The sequence below is a fragment of the Streptomyces sp. NPDC093984 genome (genome assembly GCF_044764595.1).
In the GTDB taxonomy this organism is placed as follows: domain Bacteria; phylum Actinomycetota; class Actinomycetes; order Streptomycetales; family Streptomycetaceae; genus Streptomyces; species Streptomyces cynarae.
Window position 1 is genome coordinate 190841 of the sequence record NZ_JBIWIM010000003.1, and the last position, 18034, is coordinate 208874.

The window sequence follows — 18034 nt, forward strand, 5'->3', positions numbered from 1 at the left end:
GGCGGCTACCTCCGTGCATCCGGCCCCACGAACCACCAGCCCCGGCCCCGGCCCCGCTGCATCCGCCCCCGGTGGCCGTCATCAGCAACCTGCGCACCGCGCCTCCCGGGACGCACCTGCCAGGAGCTTCGGTTCCGAGGTCGCACTGCGCGTACAGTCCGGCCCACCCGTCACCGTGACACGGATGGCCCAGCCCTACGCCGGCCTGTCACTGCCCTCCGAGCCCGCCGTCCCCTTCCGGACGGCGGCAGGATCCTCTGTAACGGATTGTGGGAAAGCATCGGAGAACGCCGGACTCCCTTTCCGGGACGTAACTCTGCGTAATACGCGCGCAATAAAGGCTCATGGCTTCATACCCGGGTCACCGTATGCACAGGACCCGCCAGGAGCCCTGCAAGTCGCCTGCAGCAACCGTTCCGCGTAATCACCAAAACCGCTGAGACACCTGAACGCATCCCGGCAGGTCCTGCACATTCTCACTATGCGGACTGGGCGAATCAGTCCGAATTCCGCTCTTCCGCCCACCCAGCACCGCTCTCCATTACCCGATGTCATAACAAGAGCGTCACAGCCTCGCTCAACCTCTCCTTTACTTCCCCCACACCCGCTTAGAGTCACGGCCAGTCACCGCGCGGTCTGAATGTCAGTTCGGCCCAGCGCTCGACTCGGCCTCTTCCAGGGGGGAGGGCCGCCAGGGAAAGGACTGATCGTGCGTCAACGTTCGCTCATCGCCATCACCGCCGCGCTGGCGGCGGGAGCACTCACCCTCACCGCCTGCGGCTCGCGCGACAGCGGCGACAAGGGCTCGTCCGGTAGCGGCAACACCACCGTCGTGATCGGCGTCGACGCCCCGCTGACCGGTCAGAACTCCGCCACGGGGCTCGGCATCCAGTACGGCGCGCAGATCGCCGTCGACGACGCCAACAAGAACAAGACCGTCCCCGGCGTGACCTTCAAGATCAAGGCCCTGGACGACAAGGCGGTGCCGGCCACCGGTCAGCAGAACGCCTCCCAGCTGGTCGCCGACAAGGACGTCCTCGGCGTCGTCGGCCCCCTGAACTCCGGTGTGGCGACCCAGATGCAGCAGGTCTTCGCCACCGCCAACCTGGTGCAGATCTCCCCGTCCAACACCAACCCCGAGCTGACCATGGGCAAGAACTGGCAGACCAACAAGGTCCGTCCGTTCAAGACGTACTTCCGTACGGCCACCACCGACGCCCTCCAGGGCGCCTACGCGGCGGACTACGCTTACAACGGCGCCAAGAAGAAGAAGGCCTTCGTCGTCGACGACAAGCAGACCTACGGCGCCGGCCTCTCCAAGATCTTCAAGGAGCAGTTCGAGAAGCAGGGCGGCAAGGTCATCGGCACCGACCACGTCAACGTCGGCGACCGTGACTTCTCCACCCTGGTCACCAAGATCAAGAACTCGGGTGCCGACCTGCTCTACTACGGCGGCCAGTACGACGAGTCCGAGGTCCTGACCAAGCAGCTCAAGGACGCCGGAGCCAACATCCCGCTGTTCGGCGGCGACGGCATGTTCACCCCGACCTACATCAAGACGGCCGGCAAGGCCGCCGAGGGCGACCTGGTCACCTCCATCGGCGTCCCGGTCGACACCCTGCCCGCCGCCAAGGACTTCGTGGCCACCTACAAGGCCAAGAAGTACCCCGGCGACTACGGCACCTACGGCTCCTACGCCTACGACGCCGCCACCGCAATCATCAAGGCCGTCGGCCAGGTCGTGAAGGACGGCAAGGTCCCCTCCGACGCGCGCGCCCAGATCGTCGACGCCGTCCAGAAGAGCTCCTTCGACGGCATCTCCGGCAAGATCGCCTTCGACGAGTACGGCGACACCACCAACAAGCAGCTGACCGTCTATCAGGTCCAGAGCGGTGAGTGGAAGTCCGTCAAGAGCGGCACCGCCAACCCCAAGAGCTGACGACCGGAACACCCCGCAACACCCAGGGCCGCGCGGCGCAGACAACCGTCACCGCGCGGCCCGCCTTCTGCCCCTGACTCTCCCCACCACATGGAGGCCATGCGGTGAACACTCTGCCGCAGCAGCTGGCCAACGGGCTGTTCCTCGGCTCGATGTACGGCCTGATCGCCATCGGCTACACGATGGTGTACGGCATCGTCCAGCTCATCAACTTCGCCCACGGCGAGATCTTCATGACCGGAGGCTTCGGTGCCCTCACGGTCTACCTCGCCCTGCCTGACGGCATATCCATGTGGGTAGCCCTGCCGCTGATGCTCCTGGGCGGCGCACTGGTTTCCGTCCTCCTCGCGGTCGGCGCCGAACGCTTCGCCTACCGGCCGCTCCGCGGAGCACCACGCCTCGCGCCCCTCATCACCGCCATCGGCCTCTCTCTCGCCCTGCAGCAGGCGGTCTTCAACTGGTACAAGTACGGCGGCGACGCCAAGTCCGCCCGGGTCTTCCCGCAGCTGCCGTTCGGGCCGTACCACCTCGGCTCGGTCACCATCCAGAGCGGTGACATCTTCCTGATCATCGCCGCTCCCGTGTGCATGGCGATCCTCGCCTTCTTCGTCCGCCTCTCCCGCACCGGCCGCGCCATGCAGGCCACCGCCCAGGACCCGGACACCGCACAGCTGATGGGCATCGACACCAACCGCATCATCGTCATCGCCTTCGCCATCGGCGGCTTCTTCGCCGCGGTCGCCGGCGTCTCCTACGGCCTCAAGTACGGCTCCGTGGCCTACGACATGGGCTTCATCGCCGGTCTCAAGGCCTTCACCGCGGCCGTCCTCGGTGGCATCGGCAACATCTACGGCGCCATGCTCGGCGGCCTCGTCCTCGGCATCGCCGAGGCCATGGCCACCGCCTACATCGCCAATATCCCCGGCATGCAGCAGCTCGGCGGCCAGGGCTGGGCCGCGGTGTGGGCCTTCGTCCTCCTCATCCTCGTACTGCTGTTCAGGCCACAGGGCCTGCTCGGCGAACGCGTCGCGGACAGGGCGTGACCACCATGACCGACACCATCACCAGCACCGCAAGCACGGCCGAGCGCGGACCCGTCCCGCTCCCCCACGCCGCCGCCCGCCTCCTCATCGCCATCGGCGCCGTCGGAACCATCGCCAGCACCTTCCTGAGCTGGACCTGGACCGCCGAGTTTCCCGGCGACCTGACCGTGTACGGCTACCCGGCCGGACTGCAGATCCTTGCTCTCGTGGCCGGCGCCCTCACCCTGCTGTACGCCCTTAACCTGTGGAACGTGCCGGGGCTGCGCTGGCTCAACCCGGCAAACGCGACCTCCCCCGTCCTGCTGACGGCCCTGTCCGCCTTCGCCGTCTGCTGGTTCACAGGCATCGCCATCGCGGTCGACCTCGGCGGCCTGGTCAACCTGGAGCCCGGCGGTTTCGTGGCGATGGCCGCCTCCGCGCTCCCGGTCGTCGGCGCACTCGCGCTGCCCCACCCCGCCCCGGGCACCGGTTTCCGCGGTTACCTCACCAAGCCCGACCAGCCCCGTCCCGGCAAGCTCTCCCCGCTCTCCGAACGGCTCATCATCACCGCGGGCACCGCCGTCGCCCTGATCGCCTTCACCTACGGCATCGGCATCGACAACGACGCGAGCGAGACCTTCATCGGGTTCCTCCTCCTCGTCGTCTTCGCGGCCTGGGGTCTCGTCCACAGCGGACTCGTCGAGACCTACGCGACGATCTCCGCCCGACACAAGGGCTTCGCCGCGGCCCTCGCCTTCGCCGCCGCCGTGATCTTCCCCTTCACCCAGAGCGACGACCACAACGCCAACATCGGCGTGAACATCCTCATCTTCGCCACCGTCGCCCTCGGCCTGAACATCGTCGTCGGCCTCACCGGCCTCCTCGACCTCGGATACGTCGCCTTCCTCGGCGTCGGCGCTTACGCGGCAGCCCTGGTCTCCGGCTCCGAGTACTCCCGGTTCTCGGGCGTGCAGTTCCCCTTCTGGGCCGCCGCCCTCACCGGCATGGCCGCCTCGCTGGTCTTCGGTGTCCTCATCGGCGCGCCCACACTGCGGCTGCGCGGCGACTACCTGGCCATCGTGACCCTCGGCTTCGGTGAGATCTTCCGCATCACCGTCAACAACCTCGACGGCGACTCCGGACCCAACATCACCCGAGGCCCGAACGGAATCACCCAGATTCCCGACCTCAACATCTTCGGGTTCAACCTGGGCGCATCCCACGACATCGCCGGGTTCACCCTGGGCCGGTTCGCCAACTACCTGTTCCTCATGCTCATCGTCACGGCCATCGTCGTGCTCGTCTTCACCCGCGCCGCCGACTCCCGTATCGGCCGCTCCTGGATCGCCATTCGCGAGGACGAAACCGCCGCCACCGCCATGGGCATCAACGGCTTCCGGGTCAAGCTCATCGCCTTCGCGCTCGGCGCCTCCCTCGCGGGTCTCGCCGGCTCGGTCATGGCGCACGTCAACTACAGCGTCAACCCGCAGCCCTACCAGTTCGCCGGCGCCGCCCCGCCCAACTCGGCCTTCCTCCTCGCCGCCGTCGTCCTCGGCGGCATGGGCACCGTCAGCGGTCCGCTGCTCGGCGCGAGCGTGCTCTACCTGGTCCCCGAGAAGCTCCAGTTTCTCCAGAACTACGAGCTGTTCGCCTTCGGCATCGCGCTCATCATCCTGATGCGCTTCCGGCCGGAGGGCATCATCGCCAACCGCCGCCGCCAGCTGGAATTCCACGAGACCGGCCAACTCGACGTACCCGAACAAGCGACGCTGACCGACGAACCGGCCGTCACCAAGGCAGGGGCGTAAGGAACCATGACGACACCTGTACTCGAAGCCCGTGACGTCACGATGCGCTTCGGCGGCCTGACCGCCGTCCGCTCCGTCGACTTCACGGTCAACAGCGGCGAGATCGTCGGTCTCATCGGCCCCAACGGCGCCGGCAAGACCACCTTCTTCAACTGCCTCACGGGCCTGTACGTCCCCACCGAGGGCACGGTCTCGTACAAGGGCACTGTCCTGCCGCCCAAGCCGCACCTGGTGACCCAGGCGGGCATCGCCCGTACGTTCCAGAACATCCGGCTGTTCGCCAACATGACGGTTCTGGAGAACGTCCTCGTCGGCCGCCACACCCGCACCAAGGAAGGCCTCTGGTCGGCCCTGCTGCGCGGCCCCGGCTTCAAGAAGGCCGAGAAGGCCAGCGAGGAACGGGCCATGGAACTCCTGGAGTTCATCGGCCTCGCCCACAAGCGCGACCACCTGGCCCGCAACCTGCCCTACGGCGAGCAGCGCAAGCTGGAGATCGCCCGCGCGATGGCGTCCGAGCCGGGCCTGCTCCTTCTGGACGAGCCGACGGCCGGCATGAACCCCCAGGAGACGCGCGCCACCGAAGACCTGGTCTTCGCCATCCGCGACAAGGGCATCGCCGTCCTCCTCATCGAGCACGACATGCGCTTCGTCTTCAACCTCTGCGACCGTGTCGCTGTCCTGGTCCAGGGCGAGAAACTCGTCGAGGGAACCTCCGACGTCGTCCAGGCCGACGAGCGCGTCGTCGCCGCCTACCTGGGGGAGCCCTTCGAGGGCGAGCCCGGGACGGCCGAGGTCGCGGAGGTCGAGGCCGCCGAGGCCGCAGCACCGGTCGACGCGGAAAGCACCACCAGCACCACCAAGGGAGAGGCCCAGTGACCGCACTGCTCGAGGTCGAGGACCTCAGGGTCGCCTACGGCAAGATCGAAGCCGTCAAGGGCATCTCGTTCAGCGTCGAGGCCGGCCAGGTCGTCACCCTCATCGGCACCAACGGCGCCGGTAAGACGACGACCCTGCGCACGCTCTCCGGCCTGCTGAAGCCCACCTCCGGAAAGATCACCTTCGACGGCAAGCCGCTGACCGGTGTCCCCGCGCACAAGATCGTCGCGCTCGGGCTCGCCCACTCCCCCGAGGGCCGGCACATCTTCCCCCGCCTGACGATCGCGGAGAACCTCCAGCTCGGCGCCTTCCTCCGCAAGGACAAGGACGGCATCGAAAAGGACATCCAGCGCGCCTACGACCTCTTCCCGATCCTCGGAGAACGCAGGAAGCAGGCCGCAGGCACCCTCTCCGGCGGCGAACAGCAGATGCTCGCCATGGGCCGCGCACTGATGTCCCAGCCGAAACTGCTCATGCTCGACGAACCCTCCATGGGCCTCTCGCCGATCATGATGCAGAAGATCATGGCGACGATCGCCGAGCTGAAGTCCCAGGGCACGACCATCCTGCTCGTCGAGCAGAACGCCCAGGCGGCACTGTCCCTGGCCGACCAGGGGCACGTCATGGAGGTCGGCAACATCGTCCTCTCGGGCACGGGCCAGGACCTCCTGCACGACGAATCGGTACGCAAGGCGTACCTCGGCGAGGACTGAGCGCGCGTTTCCGGGCCTACGGAGAGGCCCGCACCCCGTGGCAACGGGATGCGGGCCTCTCCGCTGTACCGACGGGGATGTCAGCCCTTGGCGGCCTTCTTCTCCTCCGCGTCCTGAATGACAGCCTCCGCAACCTGCTGCATCGACATACGGCGATCCATCGACGTCTTCTGAATCCAACGGAACGCAGCCGGCTCCGTCAGCCCGTACTCCGTCTGCAGGATCGACTTCGCCCGATCCACCAGCTTCCGGGTCTCCAGTCGCTGCGAGAGGTCCGCGACCTCCTTCTCCAGCTCCTTCAACTCCGTGAACCGCGAGACAGCCATCTCGATCGCCGGAACGACATCACTCTTGCTGAACGGCTTCACCAGATACGCCATCGCGCCCGCGTCCCGCGCCCGCTCCACCAGATCACGCTGCGAGAACGCCGTCAGCATCAGCACCGGGGCGATACGCTCCTCGGCGATCTTCTCCGCCGCGGAGATGCCATCGAGCTTCGGCATCTTCACGTCCAGAATCACGAGGTCGGGCTTGTGCTCACGGGCCAGCTCGACGGCCCGCTCACCATCGCCGGCCTCACCGACGACGGAGTAGCCCTCCTCCTCGAGCATCTCTTTGAGATCGAGCCGGATGAGCGCCTCGTCCTCGGCGATGACGACACGGGTCGTCAGCGGAGGCACGTGCGACTTGTCGTCGTCGGCAACGGGCTGGGGCGACTCGGGGGCGGTCACTCGGGCTCCTTGTTCCAGGGCAGGCGGGTACTGCTGACAAGAGCCTACCTAGCTGCGGTAAGGTGGGGCACGGCGGGTGACCGCCGACCTTCGTTTTTCAGGAAGCCCCGGTAGTCCAGCGGTAGAGACACGGTGCTCAAACCACCGACAGCGTGGGTTCGAATCCCACCCGGGGCACTTTCCCTTTGATTCCAAGGCGCAGCCTAAAGAGCGGATGTTCCCATTCTCGTGAACATCCGCTTTTTGCTGCGTGTTGAAACGTCCAGTCGCAGAAGAGTGCCCATATGTACGACATGGGTACGCGCAAGCGAGCATTGGCTCTGGTGGCCCAAGGGCGCAGCCTGAACTCGGTGAGCAAAGAGACCGGTGTATCCCGAGCAGCGATCCGGTCATGGCAAGTGCGCCTCGAGCCGCTCGTCCGTTCCGCTCCACGCCCTCGATGCTGCGACATCCCGAGCCCGCCCAGCGAGCCTGTCGCCTACACCTACCTGCTCGGTCTGTACCTCGGAGACGGCTGCGTGAGCCTCCTCAGGAGGGGCGTCTACTGCCTCCGCATCGCCTGCGCCGACGCCTGGCCCGGCCTCATCGACGCCTGCGCCGCAGCCATGCAGGCGGTATGCCCTGCGAACAAGGTCTTCCGGGTCCAACGGCAGGGTTGCCAGTACGTAACCAGTTACAGCAAGCACTGGCCCTGCCTGTTCCCTCAACACGGCCCCGGCAAGAAGCACGAACGCCGCATCACCCTCGACCCCTGGCAGCAGGCCCTCGTCGACGCCCACCCGTGGGAATTCGTCCGCGGCCTCATCCACTCCGACGGCTGCCGCATCACCAACTGGACGACTCGCGTGGTCGGCGGTGAACGCAAGCGCTACGAGTATCCGCGGTACTTCTTCACCAACACGTCGGCCGACATCATCAAGCTCTTCACGGACACTCTCGACAAGGTGGACGTGAAGTGGAAGACACTCAACCAAAGCCGCGCTGCCGTGACCATCTCCATCGCCCGCAAAGCCTCCGTCGCCCTCCTCGACGCCCATGTAGGCCCCAAGTACTGACCGACTACTTCGGGCTGTCGTCCTCGCCGATGTGGTGCACGCGGACCATGTTCGTCGAGCCCGACACCCCGGGCGGCGAGCCTGCCGTGATCACCACCACGTCGCCCTTCCGGCAGCGGCCGTACTTCAGCAGCAGTTCGTCGACCTGGTCGACCATCGCGTCCGTGGAGTCCACGTGCGGGCCCAGGAACGTCTCCACGCCCCAGGTGAGGTTGAGCTGCGAGCGCGTCGCCGGCTCGGGGGTGAAGGCGAGGAGCGGGATCGGGGAGCGGTAGCGGGAGAGGCGGCGGGCGGTGTCGCCGGACTGGGTGAAGGCGATGAGGAATTTCGCGCCGAGGAAGTCGCCGATCTCCGCTGCCGCGCGGGCGACGGCGCCGCCCTGGGTGCGGGGTTTGTTGCTGTCGGTCAGGGGCGGCAGGCCCTTGGCGAGGAGGTCCTCCTCGGCGGCCTCGACGATGCGGGCCATGGTCCTGACCGTTTCGATGGGGTAGTTGCCGACGCTGGTCTCGCCGGAGAGCATGACGGCGTCCGTGCCGTCGATGACGGCGTTCGCGACGTCGCTCGCCTCCGCCCTGGTCGGGCGAGAGTTCTCGATCATCGAGTCGAGCATCTGGGTGGCGACGATGACGGGTTTGGCGTTCCGCTTGGCGAGTTTGATGGCGCGCTTTTGGACGATCGGAACCTGTTCGAGTGGCATTTCGACGCCGAGGTCGCCGCGGGCGACCATGATGCCGTCGAAGGCGGCGACGATGTCGTCGATGTTCTCGACCGCCTGCGGTTTTTCGACTTTGGCGATGACGGGGAGGCGGCGGCTTTCTTCGTCCATGATGCGGTGGACGTCCTTGATGTCCCGGCCGCTGCGCACGAATGAGAGTGCGATGACGTCGAAGCCGGTGCGCAGGGCCCAGCGGAGGTCGTCTTCGTCCTTTTTGGAGAGTGCGGGGACGGAGACGGCGACTCCGGGCAGGTTCAGTCCCTTGTGGTCGGAGACCATGCCACCTTCGACGACGGTGGTGTGGACGCGGGGACCGTCGACGGCGGTGACCTGGAGGCAGACTTTGCCGTCGTCGACGAGGATGCGTTCGCCGGGGGTGACGTCGGTGGCGAGGCCGGCGTAGGTGGTTCCGCAGGCCTGCCGGTCTCCCTCGGCGCCTTCTTCGACGGTGATGGTGAAGGTGTCTCCGCGTTCAAGGAGTACGGGGCCTTCGGTGAAGCGGCCGAGTCGGATCTTCGGGCCCTGAAGGTCGGCGAGGATTCCGACGCTGCGGCCGGTTTCGTCGGCGGCCTTTCGTACGCGTTGGTAGCGCTCCTCGTGTTCGGCGTAGGTGCCGTGGCTGAGGTTGAAGCGGGCGACGTCCATTCCGGCTTCGACCAGTGCCTTGATCTGGTCGTACGAGTGGGTGGCGGGGCCCAGAGTGCAGACGATCTTTGCTCGGCGCATGGTGCGAGCCTATGACTTACCGGCCGGTAGTGAATTGGTCGTGCGTGACTACTCAAGAACCTTTGGGTGAAGCCTTGTTGCCAAGTGTTGAATTGTGCGGCATCCCGCTCCGATGAGCATCCGGGGAAATTGTCGCGGCATATTCACTCGCGTCGGGGCTCCAGATGGAGGGAGACGGCGTCGTCGGGGGCGGCAGCCCCCGCAGGCCGTGGAGGTCATCAGATCGAAACCTGCGGGGTCTGTCGCCGTTGGTCATGTTCGGGTCAGAATCTACGCGCGTCGTTGACCTTTTCCCGAGGAGTTCCAGAGATGCCGTTGAACCGCCGCAAGTTTCTGAGGAGATCCGCTGCGACCGGGGCGGGGGTGGCGCTGGCGGGTGCCGCGGCGGCTCCGGCGGCCGAGGCCGCGCCGGCGGGGAGGGGCCGGAAGCGGTATGCGCTGACCGTGATGGGGACGACGGATCTGCACGGTCACGTCTTCAACTGGGACTACTTCAAGGACGCGGAGTACGCGGACAAGGCGGGCAACGCGCAGGGGCTGGCCCGGATCTCGACGCTGGTGAATCAGGTGCGCGAGGAGAAGGGCCGCTGCAACACGCTGCTGCTGGACGCGGGTGACACGATCCAGGGCACGCCGCTGACGTACTACTACGCGAAGGTGGATCCGATCACCGCCGAGGGCGGCCCGGTGCATCCGATGGCGCGGGCGATGAACGCGATCGGGTACGACGCGGTGGCGCTGGGGAACCACGAGTTCAACTACGGCATCGAGACGTTGCGGAAGTTCGAGGCGCAGTGCGACTTCCCGCTGCTGGGTGCGAACGCGCTGGACGCGAAGACTCAGCGGCCGGCGTTCCCGCCGTACTTCATGAAGACGTACCGTGTGCCGGGCGCTCCGCCGGTGAAGGTCGCGGTGCTCGGTCTGACGAATCCGGGTATCGCGATCTGGGACAAGGCGTATGTGCAGGGCAGGCTGACGTTTCCGGGTCTGGAGGAGCAGGCGGCGAAGTGGGTGCCGAGGCTGCGGTCGATGGGTGCGGATGTGGTCGTGGTGTCGGCGCACTCGGGTGCGTCGGGCACGTCGTCGTACGGTGACCAGGTGCCGTACGTGGAGAACGCGGCCGCGAATGTGGCGCGGCAGGTGCCGGGTATCGACGCGATTCTGGTGGGGCACGCGCATGTGGAGATCCCGGAGCTGAGGGTCACCAATGAGCGGACGGGGAAGACGGTCGTCCTCTCGGAGCCGCTGTGCTACGCGGAGCGTCTCACGCTGTTCGACATCGACTTGGTGTTCGACAAGGGTCGGTGGGAGGTCGAGTCGGTGTCGGCGTCGCTGCGGAACTCGAACACGGTCGCCGACGACCCGAAGATCACCAAGCTGCTGTCGGACGCGCATGCCGCCGTGGTGACGTATGTCAATCAGGTGGTCGGCAAGGCGACGCAGAAGCTGACGACGGTGGAGGCGCGGTACAGGGACGCGCCGATCATCGATCTGATCACCAAGGTGCAGGAGGACGTCGTCAGGGCGGCGCTTGCGGGCACGGAGTTCGCGTCGCTGCCGGTGATCGCGCAGGCGTCGCCGTTCTCGCGGACGTCCGAGATCCCGGCGGGGGATGTGACGATCCGGGATCTGTCGAGTCTGTACGTGTACGACAACACGCTGGTGGCGAAGCTGATGACGGGTGCGCAGCTCCGGGCGTACCTGGAGTACTCGGCGGAGTACTTCGTGCAGACGGCGGCGGACGCGCCGGTCGATGTGGAGAAGTTGACGAACGCGGGCGGTCGGCCGGACTACAACTACGACTACGTCTCGGGTCTGGCGTATGACATCGACATCGCGCGGCCGGCCGGTTCGCGGATCAGGAATCTGTCCTTCAACGGTGCCGCGTTGGACGACGGGCAGCAGTTCGTGCTGGCGGTGAACAACTACCGCGCGAACGGTGGCGGTGCCTTCCCGTATGTGGCGTCGGCCAGGGAGCTGTGGTCGGAGTCGACGGAGATCCGGACCCGGATCGCGGAGTGGGTGACGGCGAAGGGTGTCCTTGATCCGAAGGACTTCGCGTCGGTGGACTGGCGGCTGACGCGGGACGGCACGCCCGTCTTCTGAGGGCCTCTGCGGCTTGAGCAGGTCGGGTGGGCGGCGCCGGCGCGGGGTTTCGTGTCGGCGCCGTCCGGTTTCTCGGTCTTCTACCGTTCGTCGACGAGCGGGGTGAGGATCTGGGGCCGTCGGCTGGGCGGGATACGGTCGGGCTGCTGGAGTCCGAAGGTGGTGAAGGCCGTTCGGCGGGGCAGGGGGTAGGGCTCTTTGCCGGTGAGGGAGTTGAGGATGGTGGCGCTGCGCCAGGCGGCGAGGCCGAGGTCGGGGCTGCCGACGCCGTGGGTGTGGAGTTCGGCGTTCTGGACGTAGACGTGTCCGGTGACGGTGGGGTCGAGGATCATGCGGAAGTGGTCGTCGATGCGGGGGCGGCCGCTCGAGTCGCGGTGCAGGTAGGGGTCGAGCCCGGCGAGGAGGCGGCCGAGGGGGCGTTCGCGGTAGCCGGTGGCGAGGACGACGGCGTCGGTGGTGAGGCGGGAGCGGGTGTCCTGCTGGACGTGTTCGAGGTGGAGTTCGATTCGGGTGGTGCCGACGCGGCCGGCGGTGCGGACGCGGACCGCGGGGGTGAGGACGGTGTCGGGCCAGCCGCCGTGCAGGGTGCGCCGGTAGAGCTCGTCGTGGATGGCGGCGATGGTGCCGGCGTCGATGCCCTTGTGGAGTTGCCATTGGGCGGAGACGAGGCGGTCGCGTACGGGTTCGGAGAGTGCGTGGAAGTAGCGGGTGTAGTCGGGGGTGAAGTGTTCGAGGCCGAGCTTGGAGTACTCCATGGGGGCGAAGGCTTCGGTGCGGCCGATCCAGTGGATCCTCTCGCGGCCGGCGGGGCGGTGGCGCAGCAGGTCGAGGAAGACTTCGGCGCCTGACTGGCCGGAGCCGATGACGGTGATGTGGTCGGCGGCGAGGATCGTGTCGCGGTGCTGGAGGTAGTCGGCGGCGTGGATGACGGGTAGGCCGGGGGCTTTGACGAGGGGTTCGAGGGGTTCGGGCACGTGGGGTTCGGTGCCGACGCCGAGGACGATGTTGCGGGCGTGGGTGCGGCCGAGGGCGTGGGCTTGGCCGCTTGCGTCGAGTTGGGTGTAGTCGACTTCGAAGACGTCGGTGTCGGGGTTCCAGCGGACGGCGTCGATCTGGTGGCCGAAGTGGAGTCCGGGGAGGTTGCCGGCGACCCAGCGGCAGTAGGCGTCGTATTCGGCGCGCTGGATGTGGAAGCGTTCGGCGAAGTAGAAGGGGAAGAGGCGGTCGCGGGTCCTGAGGTAGTTGAGGAAGGACCAGCGGCTGGTGGGGTCAGCGAGGGTCACCAGGTCGGCGAGGAAGGGGACTTGGAGGGTGGCGCCGTCGATGAGGAGGCCGGGGTGCCAGTCGAAGCCGGGGCGTTGTTCGTAGAAGGCGGTGTCGAGTTCGGCGAGGGGGTGGGCGAGGGCGGCGAGGGAGAGGTTGAACGGGCCGATGCCGATGCCGACGAGGTCGCGGGGTGCGTCGGGTTCGTGGTGGGTCGGGGTGGTCATCGGGGCGTGCTTCCTTCCACCAGGTTCAGGAGTGCGGCCAGGTCGCCGGGCCGGGTGTGGGGGTTGAGGAGGGTGGCTTTGAGCCACAGGCGGCCGTCGAGGCGGGCGCGGCCGAGGACGGCGCGGCCGTCGTGCAGGAGGGTGCGGCGGACGGCGGCGACGGTGTCGTCGGACGCTCCGGTGGGCCGGAACAGGACGGTGCTGATGGTGGGCGGGGCGTGCAGTTCGAAGGCGGGGTGGGCGGCCAGGAGGTCGGCGAACTCGTGTGCGAGGGCGCAGACCTCGTCGACGAGGGTGCCGAGTCCGGTGCGGCCGAGTGTCTTGAGGGTGACGGCGATCTTGAGGATGTCGGGGCGCCGGGTGGTGCGCAGGGAGCGTCCGAGGAGGTCGGGCAGGCCGGCGTCGGTGTCGTCGTCGGCGTTGAGGTAGTCGGCGCGGTGGTGCAGGGCGTGCAGGTCGTGGGGGTCGCGGACGGCGAGGAGGCCTGCGGCGACCGGCTGCCAGCCGAGTTTGTGCAGGTCGAGGGTGACGGTGTGGGCGCGTTCCAGGCCGTTGAGGAGGGCGCGGTGGCGGTCGCTGAAGAGGAGTCCGCCTCCGTAGGCGGCGTCGATGTGGAGGCGGGCGCCGTGGGTGGCGCACAGGTCGGCGAGGGCGGGCAGGGGGTCGATGAGGCCGGCGTCGGTGGTGCCTGCGGTGGCGGCCACCAGAACGGGTCCGTGGGGTCCGGTCGGGTCGGTGAGGGCGGCGTGGAGGGCGGCGGGGTCGAGGGTGCCGCGCGGGGTGGGCAGGACGACGGGCTGCGGCAGTGCGAGGAGCCAGGCGGCGCGGGTGAGGGAGTGGTGGGCGTTGGCGCCGCAGACGAGGCGGACGGTGCCGTGGGCTTCGCGGGCGAGGAGGAGGGCGAGCTGGTTGGCTTCGGTGCCGCCGGTGGTGACGAGGGCGGTGGCGGTTTTCGTCTCCGGGGCGCCTGTGTCGGCGTAGACCTCTTGGGCGAGTGCCCGGGTGACGAGGTCTTCGAGTTCGGAGGCTGCCGGGGCCTGGTCCCAGGAGTCGAGGGAGGGGTTGAGGGACGAGGCGGCGAGGTCGGCGGCGGTGGCGACGGCCAGGGGCGGGCAGTGCAGGTGGGCGGCGCACAGCGGGTCGGCGGGGTCGGCGGCGCCCTCGGCGAGGGCGCGCACCAGGGCCCGTACGGCGTCCGGGTCGCCCTTGTCCGGCAGGACGTCGCCGACGGCGTCGCGTACCCGGGCGGCGACCGCGGCGGGGCCGCCGGCGGGCAGGGGGCCGCCGCGCGCTCGTGCGCCCTGGTGCAGGGCGTCGAGGACGGTGGCGAGCAACGGCCGCAGGGCGCTCGGTCCGTCGGGTCCTGAGGCGAGGGGCGGCAAGCTCATGGGATGTCCTCCCGGGGGCGCGCGGCAAGGGTAGTCAAGCCTGGCGGCAAGGGGGTTGGACACGCCCGAAGAGGACAACGATCAGACCTGAATGCAGGTACTGCCCCGGTGAGGAGAGGAACGGGTAAGTGTGGCGGGGGCGGCGTGCGCGGCGCGCGGTCGGCGCCCGGTGGTGGGCCGGGCGCCGGTCGGTGGGGAGGCCGGCCCCTTACGCCTCGCGGATGCGCAACGCCCGGGCGAGGTCGTCGAGTTCGTCGACGAGCTTGCGGCGCAGGGCCGGGGTGGGGTCCGCTTCGCGCAGGCACTGTTCGCCGCGGCGGAGGGTGTCCTCGCTCACGGCGTGGCGGGGGAACGCCCAGCGGCCGGCGGCGGTGGCGATGGCGGGGCCGCGGCGGGCGGCGACGGCGGGCGCGTCGGTCCAGTAGCGGTCGACGTACTCCTCGACGAGGTCGGCCTGCTCGGGCTGCCAGAAGCCCTGGGCTGTGGCGGTGAACAGGTAGTTGGACAGGTCGGCCTGCTCGTCGGTGGTGAACATCGCCTCCCAGGCGCGCCGCTTGGCCTCCTCGTCGGGCAAGGCGGCGCGGCAGCGGGCGGCGCCTTCCTGGCCGGTGGCGCTGGGGTCGCGGGCGAGTTCGTCGGCGATCTTGGCCTCGTCGACGGCGCCGAGGACGGCGAGGCGGCCGAGGATGCGCCAGCGAAGTTCGGGGTCGAGTTCGGGTCCGCCGGGCACGGTTCCGTCGGCGAGCCAGGCGGCGATGGTGTCGGGGTGGGCGGCGGCGTCGATGAAGTGGCGCACCGCGATCAGGCGCAGCCCCGGGTTGTCGCCGTCCTCGGTGCGGCGGATGAGGTCGCGGCACAGTGCGGTGAGGGTGGCGAGGGCGGTGGGCCGTTCGGCTGCCGGCAGGTAGCGGTCGGCGATGTGGCCGGAGGCGAACGCGAGGACGCCGTCGACGATGGCCAGGTCGGTCTCGTGCGGGAGGTGGGTGCGGGCGGTGTTCAGGTAGGTGGTGGCGGGCAGCCGGCCGTCGCGGACGGCGTCGCGCAGGGCGTTCCACACGACGGCGCGGCTGAGCGGCTGGGGCAGCCCGGCCAGAGCGTTCTGGACGGTTTCGAAGGACTCGGGGTCGAAGAGGACCTTGGCGTAGGTGAGGTCGCCGTCGTTGAGCAGGAGCAGGTCGGGGCGCTTGCCGAGGGGCTGGGGCGCGGCCTGCGGGATGTCGAGGTCGAGGCGTTCGCGCAGGGCGAGGGCGCCGGCGTCGGCGATGTGGTGGTCGTAGAGGCCGACGCTGATGCGGTGCGGGCGGCTGCCGTCGTGGTCGACGGTGAGCGTGTAGGTGCCGTCGTCGGCCTGGGTGAGGTGCGGGGTGAGGGTGTCGACGCCGGTGGTGCGCAGCCAGGCGTCGGCCCAGGCGTGCACGTCCCGGTCGGTGGCGCTCGCGAGGGAGTCGATGAAGTCGGCGAGGGCGGCGTTGCCGAAGCGGTGGCGGGCGAAGTGGGTGTTGATGCCGGCGAGGAAGTCCTTCTCGCCGAGCCAGGCCACCAGTTGCCGCAGCGCGGAGGCGCCCTTGGCGTAGGAGATGCCGTCGAAGTTGAGCAGGGCGGAGGCGGTGTCGTCGACCGCTTCGGGGGCGACGGGGTGGGTGGAGGGACGCTGGTCGGCGTCGTATCCCCAGGCCTTGCGGGCGACGCCGAAGTCGGTCCAGGTGTCGGTGAAGCGGGTGGCTTCGGTGAGGGTCTGGTAGCCCATGTACTCGGCGAAGGACTCGTTCAGCCAGATGTCGTCCCACCAGCGCAGGGTGACGAGGTCGCCGAACCACATGTGGGCCATCTCGTGGGCGATGACCATGGCGCGGGTCTGGCGCTGGGTGTCGGTGACGGCGGAGCGGTAGACGAACTCGTCGCGGAAGGTGACGAGGCCGGGGTTCTCCATGGCTCCGGCGTTGAACTCGGGGACGAACGCCTGGTCGTAGGAGTCGAAGGGGTAGGGCTCCTCGAACTTCTCGTGGTAGCGGTCGAAGCACTGGCGGGTGATCTCGAACAGTTCGTCCGCGTCGGCGTCGAGGTGGGGGGCGAGGGAGCGGCGGCAGTGGATGCCGAAGGGCAGCCCGCGGTGTTCGGTGGTGACGGAGTGCCAGGGTCCGGCGGCGACGGCGACCAGGTAGGTGGAGATGAGGGGGGTGGTGGCGGCGCGCCACTGGCCGTCGCCCTCGTGGGTGGTGATGCCGTTGGCGAGGACGCTCCAGCCCTCGGGTGCCTTGACGGTGAGGTTGAAGACGGCCTTGAGGTCGGGCTGGTCGAAGGCGGCGAAGACGCGCTGGACGTCGTCCAGGAACAGCTGGGTGTAGACGTATGTCTCGCCGTCGGTGGGGTCGGTGAAGCGGTGCATGCCCTCGCCGGTTCGGGAGTAGCGCATGACGGCCTCGATGCGCAGTTCGTGCTCGCCGGCGGTGAGGTTCTTCAGTGGCAGCCGGTTCTCGACGAGGGTGGTGGGGTCGAGGGGCTGTCCGTCCAGGGTCGCGGAGCGCAGCTCGGCGGGCTTGAGTTCGACGAAGGTGTCCCCGGCCGTGCGGGCGGTGAAGCCGATGACGGTACGGGAGTCGAAGGTCTCGTCGCCGCCGGTCAGGTCGAGGGAGATCGCGTAGCGGTGGACGTCGAGGAGCCGGGCACGGGTCTGCGCTTCGTCGCGCGTGAGTACGGACATGGGGGACATGCTGCCCGATGCCGCCGAGCGGGCACAGGGGCGGTCCGGTACACGCCCTATGTCCGCCCGTCGTCGCGTGCGCTGGTGGGTGCGCGGGGCGGCTCGGTGGCGTGGTCGTCGCGCTGGCCCGGAAGGCGGGGCTCCGGGTGCGGCAGGGCGCGAGCCGGGGGCGCGGTGCCCTCCTTGAGCCGGGCGCGCAGGGCGCGGACCTCCTGCTCCAGCGTCCGGGAGCGCTGGTGGGCGTTGTAGAGGTAGCGGACCTTGGTGCGCAGGGCCCAGGGGTCGACGGGCTTGGTCACGAGGTCGGCGACACCGAGAGCGAAGGCGGCGGAGGTGAGTTCGGCGTCGATGCCGAAGCCGGTGAGCAGGATGACGGGGATGTGCTGGGTCTGCTCCACCCGCCGCATGTAGCGCACGACGTCGAGACCGCTGACCTTGGGCATGCGCACGTCGAGGAGCAGAAGGCCGACCTGGCCGCGCAGCACTTCCTTGAGTGCGGCGTCGCCGTTGGTCGCGCGGGTCACGCGGTAGCCCAGTGGGGCGAGGGCGCTTTCCAGCGCGTAGAGCGTGTCCACATGGTCGTCGACGATGAGAATCCTGGCATCAGACGGCATGGCCCGAGGTCCCCTCGCTTGGGCAACCAGCTTATGCCGGAACCGTCTTACCGCGCGCACCTTTGACCGGACAAAGAGCCTTTCGGCCGATTCGGAAGCGTACATGCGTCCGACGGGCGTTCGGTCGATCGAGCGTATGTGCGCCGGTCG

General features: G+C 68.6%; 13 protein-coding genes and 1 tRNA gene. 8 read left to right on the top strand and 6 right to left on the bottom strand.

The annotated features are described in order from the left end of the window. Nucleotides 1-709 precede the first annotated feature (709 nt). From ACIRC0_RS13055 to ACIRC0_RS13075, 5 genes are all read left to right on the top strand, one after another. Nucleotides 710-1939, top strand: a complete 1230-nt coding sequence (locus ACIRC0_RS13055; protein ID WP_403615162.1) for a branched-chain amino acid ABC transporter substrate-binding protein — start codon at nt 710-712, stop codon at nt 1937-1939. 104 nt (nt 1940-2043) lie between these two features. Then, on the top strand, nt 2044-2982 hold the full coding sequence (locus ACIRC0_RS13060; RefSeq protein WP_403615165.1) for a branched-chain amino acid ABC transporter permease: 939 nt from the start codon (nt 2044-2046) through the stop codon (nt 2980-2982). A 5-nt stretch (nt 2983-2987) separates the two neighbouring features. Further along, on the top strand, nt 2988-4769 hold the full coding sequence (locus ACIRC0_RS13065; protein WP_403615168.1) for a branched-chain amino acid ABC transporter permease: 1782 nt from the start codon (nt 2988-2990) through the stop codon (nt 4767-4769). A gap of 6 nt (nt 4770-4775) precedes the next feature. Beyond that, nucleotides 4776-5645 carry an ABC transporter ATP-binding protein gene (locus ACIRC0_RS13070; protein ID WP_403615171.1) on the top strand — a complete coding sequence of 290 codons (870 nt, stop codon included), beginning with the start codon at nt 4776-4778 and terminating at the stop codon, nt 5643-5645. Next, entirely contained in the window at nt 5642-6358 is a 717-nt protein-coding gene (locus ACIRC0_RS13075; RefSeq protein ID WP_403615174.1) for an ABC transporter ATP-binding protein, read from the top strand. Before ACIRC0_RS13070 ends, ACIRC0_RS13075 begins: the two co-directional genes overlap by 4 nt. A gap of 80 nt (nt 6359-6438) precedes the next feature. On the opposite strand, the gene ACIRC0_RS13080 is transcribed toward ACIRC0_RS13075, so the two are convergent. Beyond that, the gene (locus tag ACIRC0_RS13080; RefSeq protein WP_403615176.1) at nt 6439-7089 is read right to left on the bottom strand and encodes an ANTAR domain-containing response regulator; all 651 of its coding nucleotides are present in this window, start codon (nt 7087-7089) and stop codon (nt 6439-6441) included. A 104-nt stretch (nt 7090-7193) separates the two neighbouring features. On the opposite strand from ACIRC0_RS13080, the gene ACIRC0_RS13085 reads away from it, so the two are divergent. Both ACIRC0_RS13085 and ACIRC0_RS13090 read left to right on the top strand, forming a co-directional pair. Further along, nucleotides 7194-7266: transfer RNA gene (locus ACIRC0_RS13085), tRNA-Leu, on the top strand. A gap of 107 nt (nt 7267-7373) precedes the next feature. Next, nucleotides 7374-8144, top strand: a complete 771-nt coding sequence (locus ACIRC0_RS13090; protein WP_403615179.1) for a transcriptional regulator — start codon at nt 7374-7376, stop codon at nt 8142-8144. Nucleotides 8145-8148: 4 nt separating this feature from the next. Here the strand turns inward: ACIRC0_RS13090 and pyk are convergent, their stop codons facing one another. Further along, entirely contained in the window at nt 8149-9585 is a 1437-nt protein-coding gene (pyk, locus tag ACIRC0_RS13095; protein ID WP_403615181.1) for a pyruvate kinase, read from the bottom strand. Nucleotides 9586-9894: 309 nt separating this feature from the next. Between pyk and ACIRC0_RS13100 the strand changes: the two genes are divergently transcribed. After that, on the top strand, nt 9895-11691 hold the full coding sequence (locus tag ACIRC0_RS13100; protein WP_403615183.1) for a bifunctional metallophosphatase/5'-nucleotidase: 1797 nt from the start codon (nt 9895-9897) through the stop codon (nt 11689-11691). Between the two features lie 80 nt (nt 11692-11771). Here the strand turns inward: ACIRC0_RS13100 and ACIRC0_RS13105 are convergent, their stop codons facing one another. The 4 genes from ACIRC0_RS13105 to ACIRC0_RS13120 all read right to left on the bottom strand — a co-directional run bounded on the left by ACIRC0_RS13105 (nt 11772) and on the right by ACIRC0_RS13120 (nt 17884). Next, nucleotides 11772-13181 carry a lysine N(6)-hydroxylase/L-ornithine N(5)-oxygenase family protein gene (locus ACIRC0_RS13105; protein WP_403615186.1) on the bottom strand — a complete coding sequence of 470 codons (1410 nt, stop codon included), beginning with the start codon at nt 13179-13181 and terminating at the stop codon, nt 11772-11774. Continuing rightward, the gene (locus ACIRC0_RS13110) at nt 13178-14569 is read right to left on the bottom strand and encodes a pyridoxal phosphate-dependent decarboxylase family protein (protein WP_403615188.1); all 1392 of its coding nucleotides are present in this window, start codon (nt 14567-14569) and stop codon (nt 13178-13180) included. The genes ACIRC0_RS13105 and ACIRC0_RS13110 overlap by 4 nt, the downstream gene beginning before the upstream one ends. Before the next feature lie 208 nt (nt 14570-14777). Continuing rightward, the gene (pepN, locus tag ACIRC0_RS13115; RefSeq protein WP_403615191.1) at nt 14778-17270 is read right to left on the bottom strand and encodes an aminopeptidase N; all 2493 of its coding nucleotides are present in this window, start codon (nt 17268-17270) and stop codon (nt 14778-14780) included. A gap of 56 nt (nt 17271-17326) precedes the next feature. Then, entirely contained in the window at nt 17327-17884 is a 558-nt protein-coding gene (locus ACIRC0_RS13120; RefSeq protein WP_200416861.1) for a two-component system response regulator, read from the bottom strand. Nucleotides 17885-18034: the final 150 nt, after the last annotated feature.

Coding starts and splice junctions, on each gene's coding strand:
- ACIRC0_RS13120 (WP_200416861.1), bottom strand. CDS start 17,884: ATGCCGTCTGATGCCAGGATTCTCATCGTCGACGACCATGTGGACACG.
- ACIRC0_RS13070 (WP_403615171.1), top strand. CDS start 4,776: ATGACGACACCTGTACTCGAAGCCCGTGACGTCACGATGCGCTTCGGC.
- ACIRC0_RS13100 (WP_403615183.1), top strand. CDS start 9,895: ATGCCGTTGAACCGCCGCAAGTTTCTGAGGAGATCCGCTGCGACCGGG.
- pyk (WP_403615181.1), bottom strand. CDS start 9,585: ATGCGCCGAGCAAAGATCGTCTGCACTCTGGGCCCCGCCACCCACTCG.
- ACIRC0_RS13065 (WP_403615168.1), top strand. CDS start 2,988: ATGACCGACACCATCACCAGCACCGCAAGCACGGCCGAGCGCGGACCC.
- ACIRC0_RS13090 (WP_403615179.1), top strand. CDS start 7,374: ATGTACGACATGGGTACGCGCAAGCGAGCATTGGCTCTGGTGGCCCAA.
- ACIRC0_RS13110 (WP_403615188.1), bottom strand. CDS start 14,569: ATGAGCTTGCCGCCCCTCGCCTCAGGACCCGACGGACCGAGCGCCCTG.
- pepN (WP_403615191.1), bottom strand. CDS start 17,270: ATGTCCGTACTCACGCGCGACGAAGCGCAGACCCGTGCCCGGCTCCTC.
- ACIRC0_RS13105 (WP_403615186.1), bottom strand. CDS start 13,181: ATGACCACCCCGACCCACCACGAACCCGACGCACCCCGCGACCTCGTC.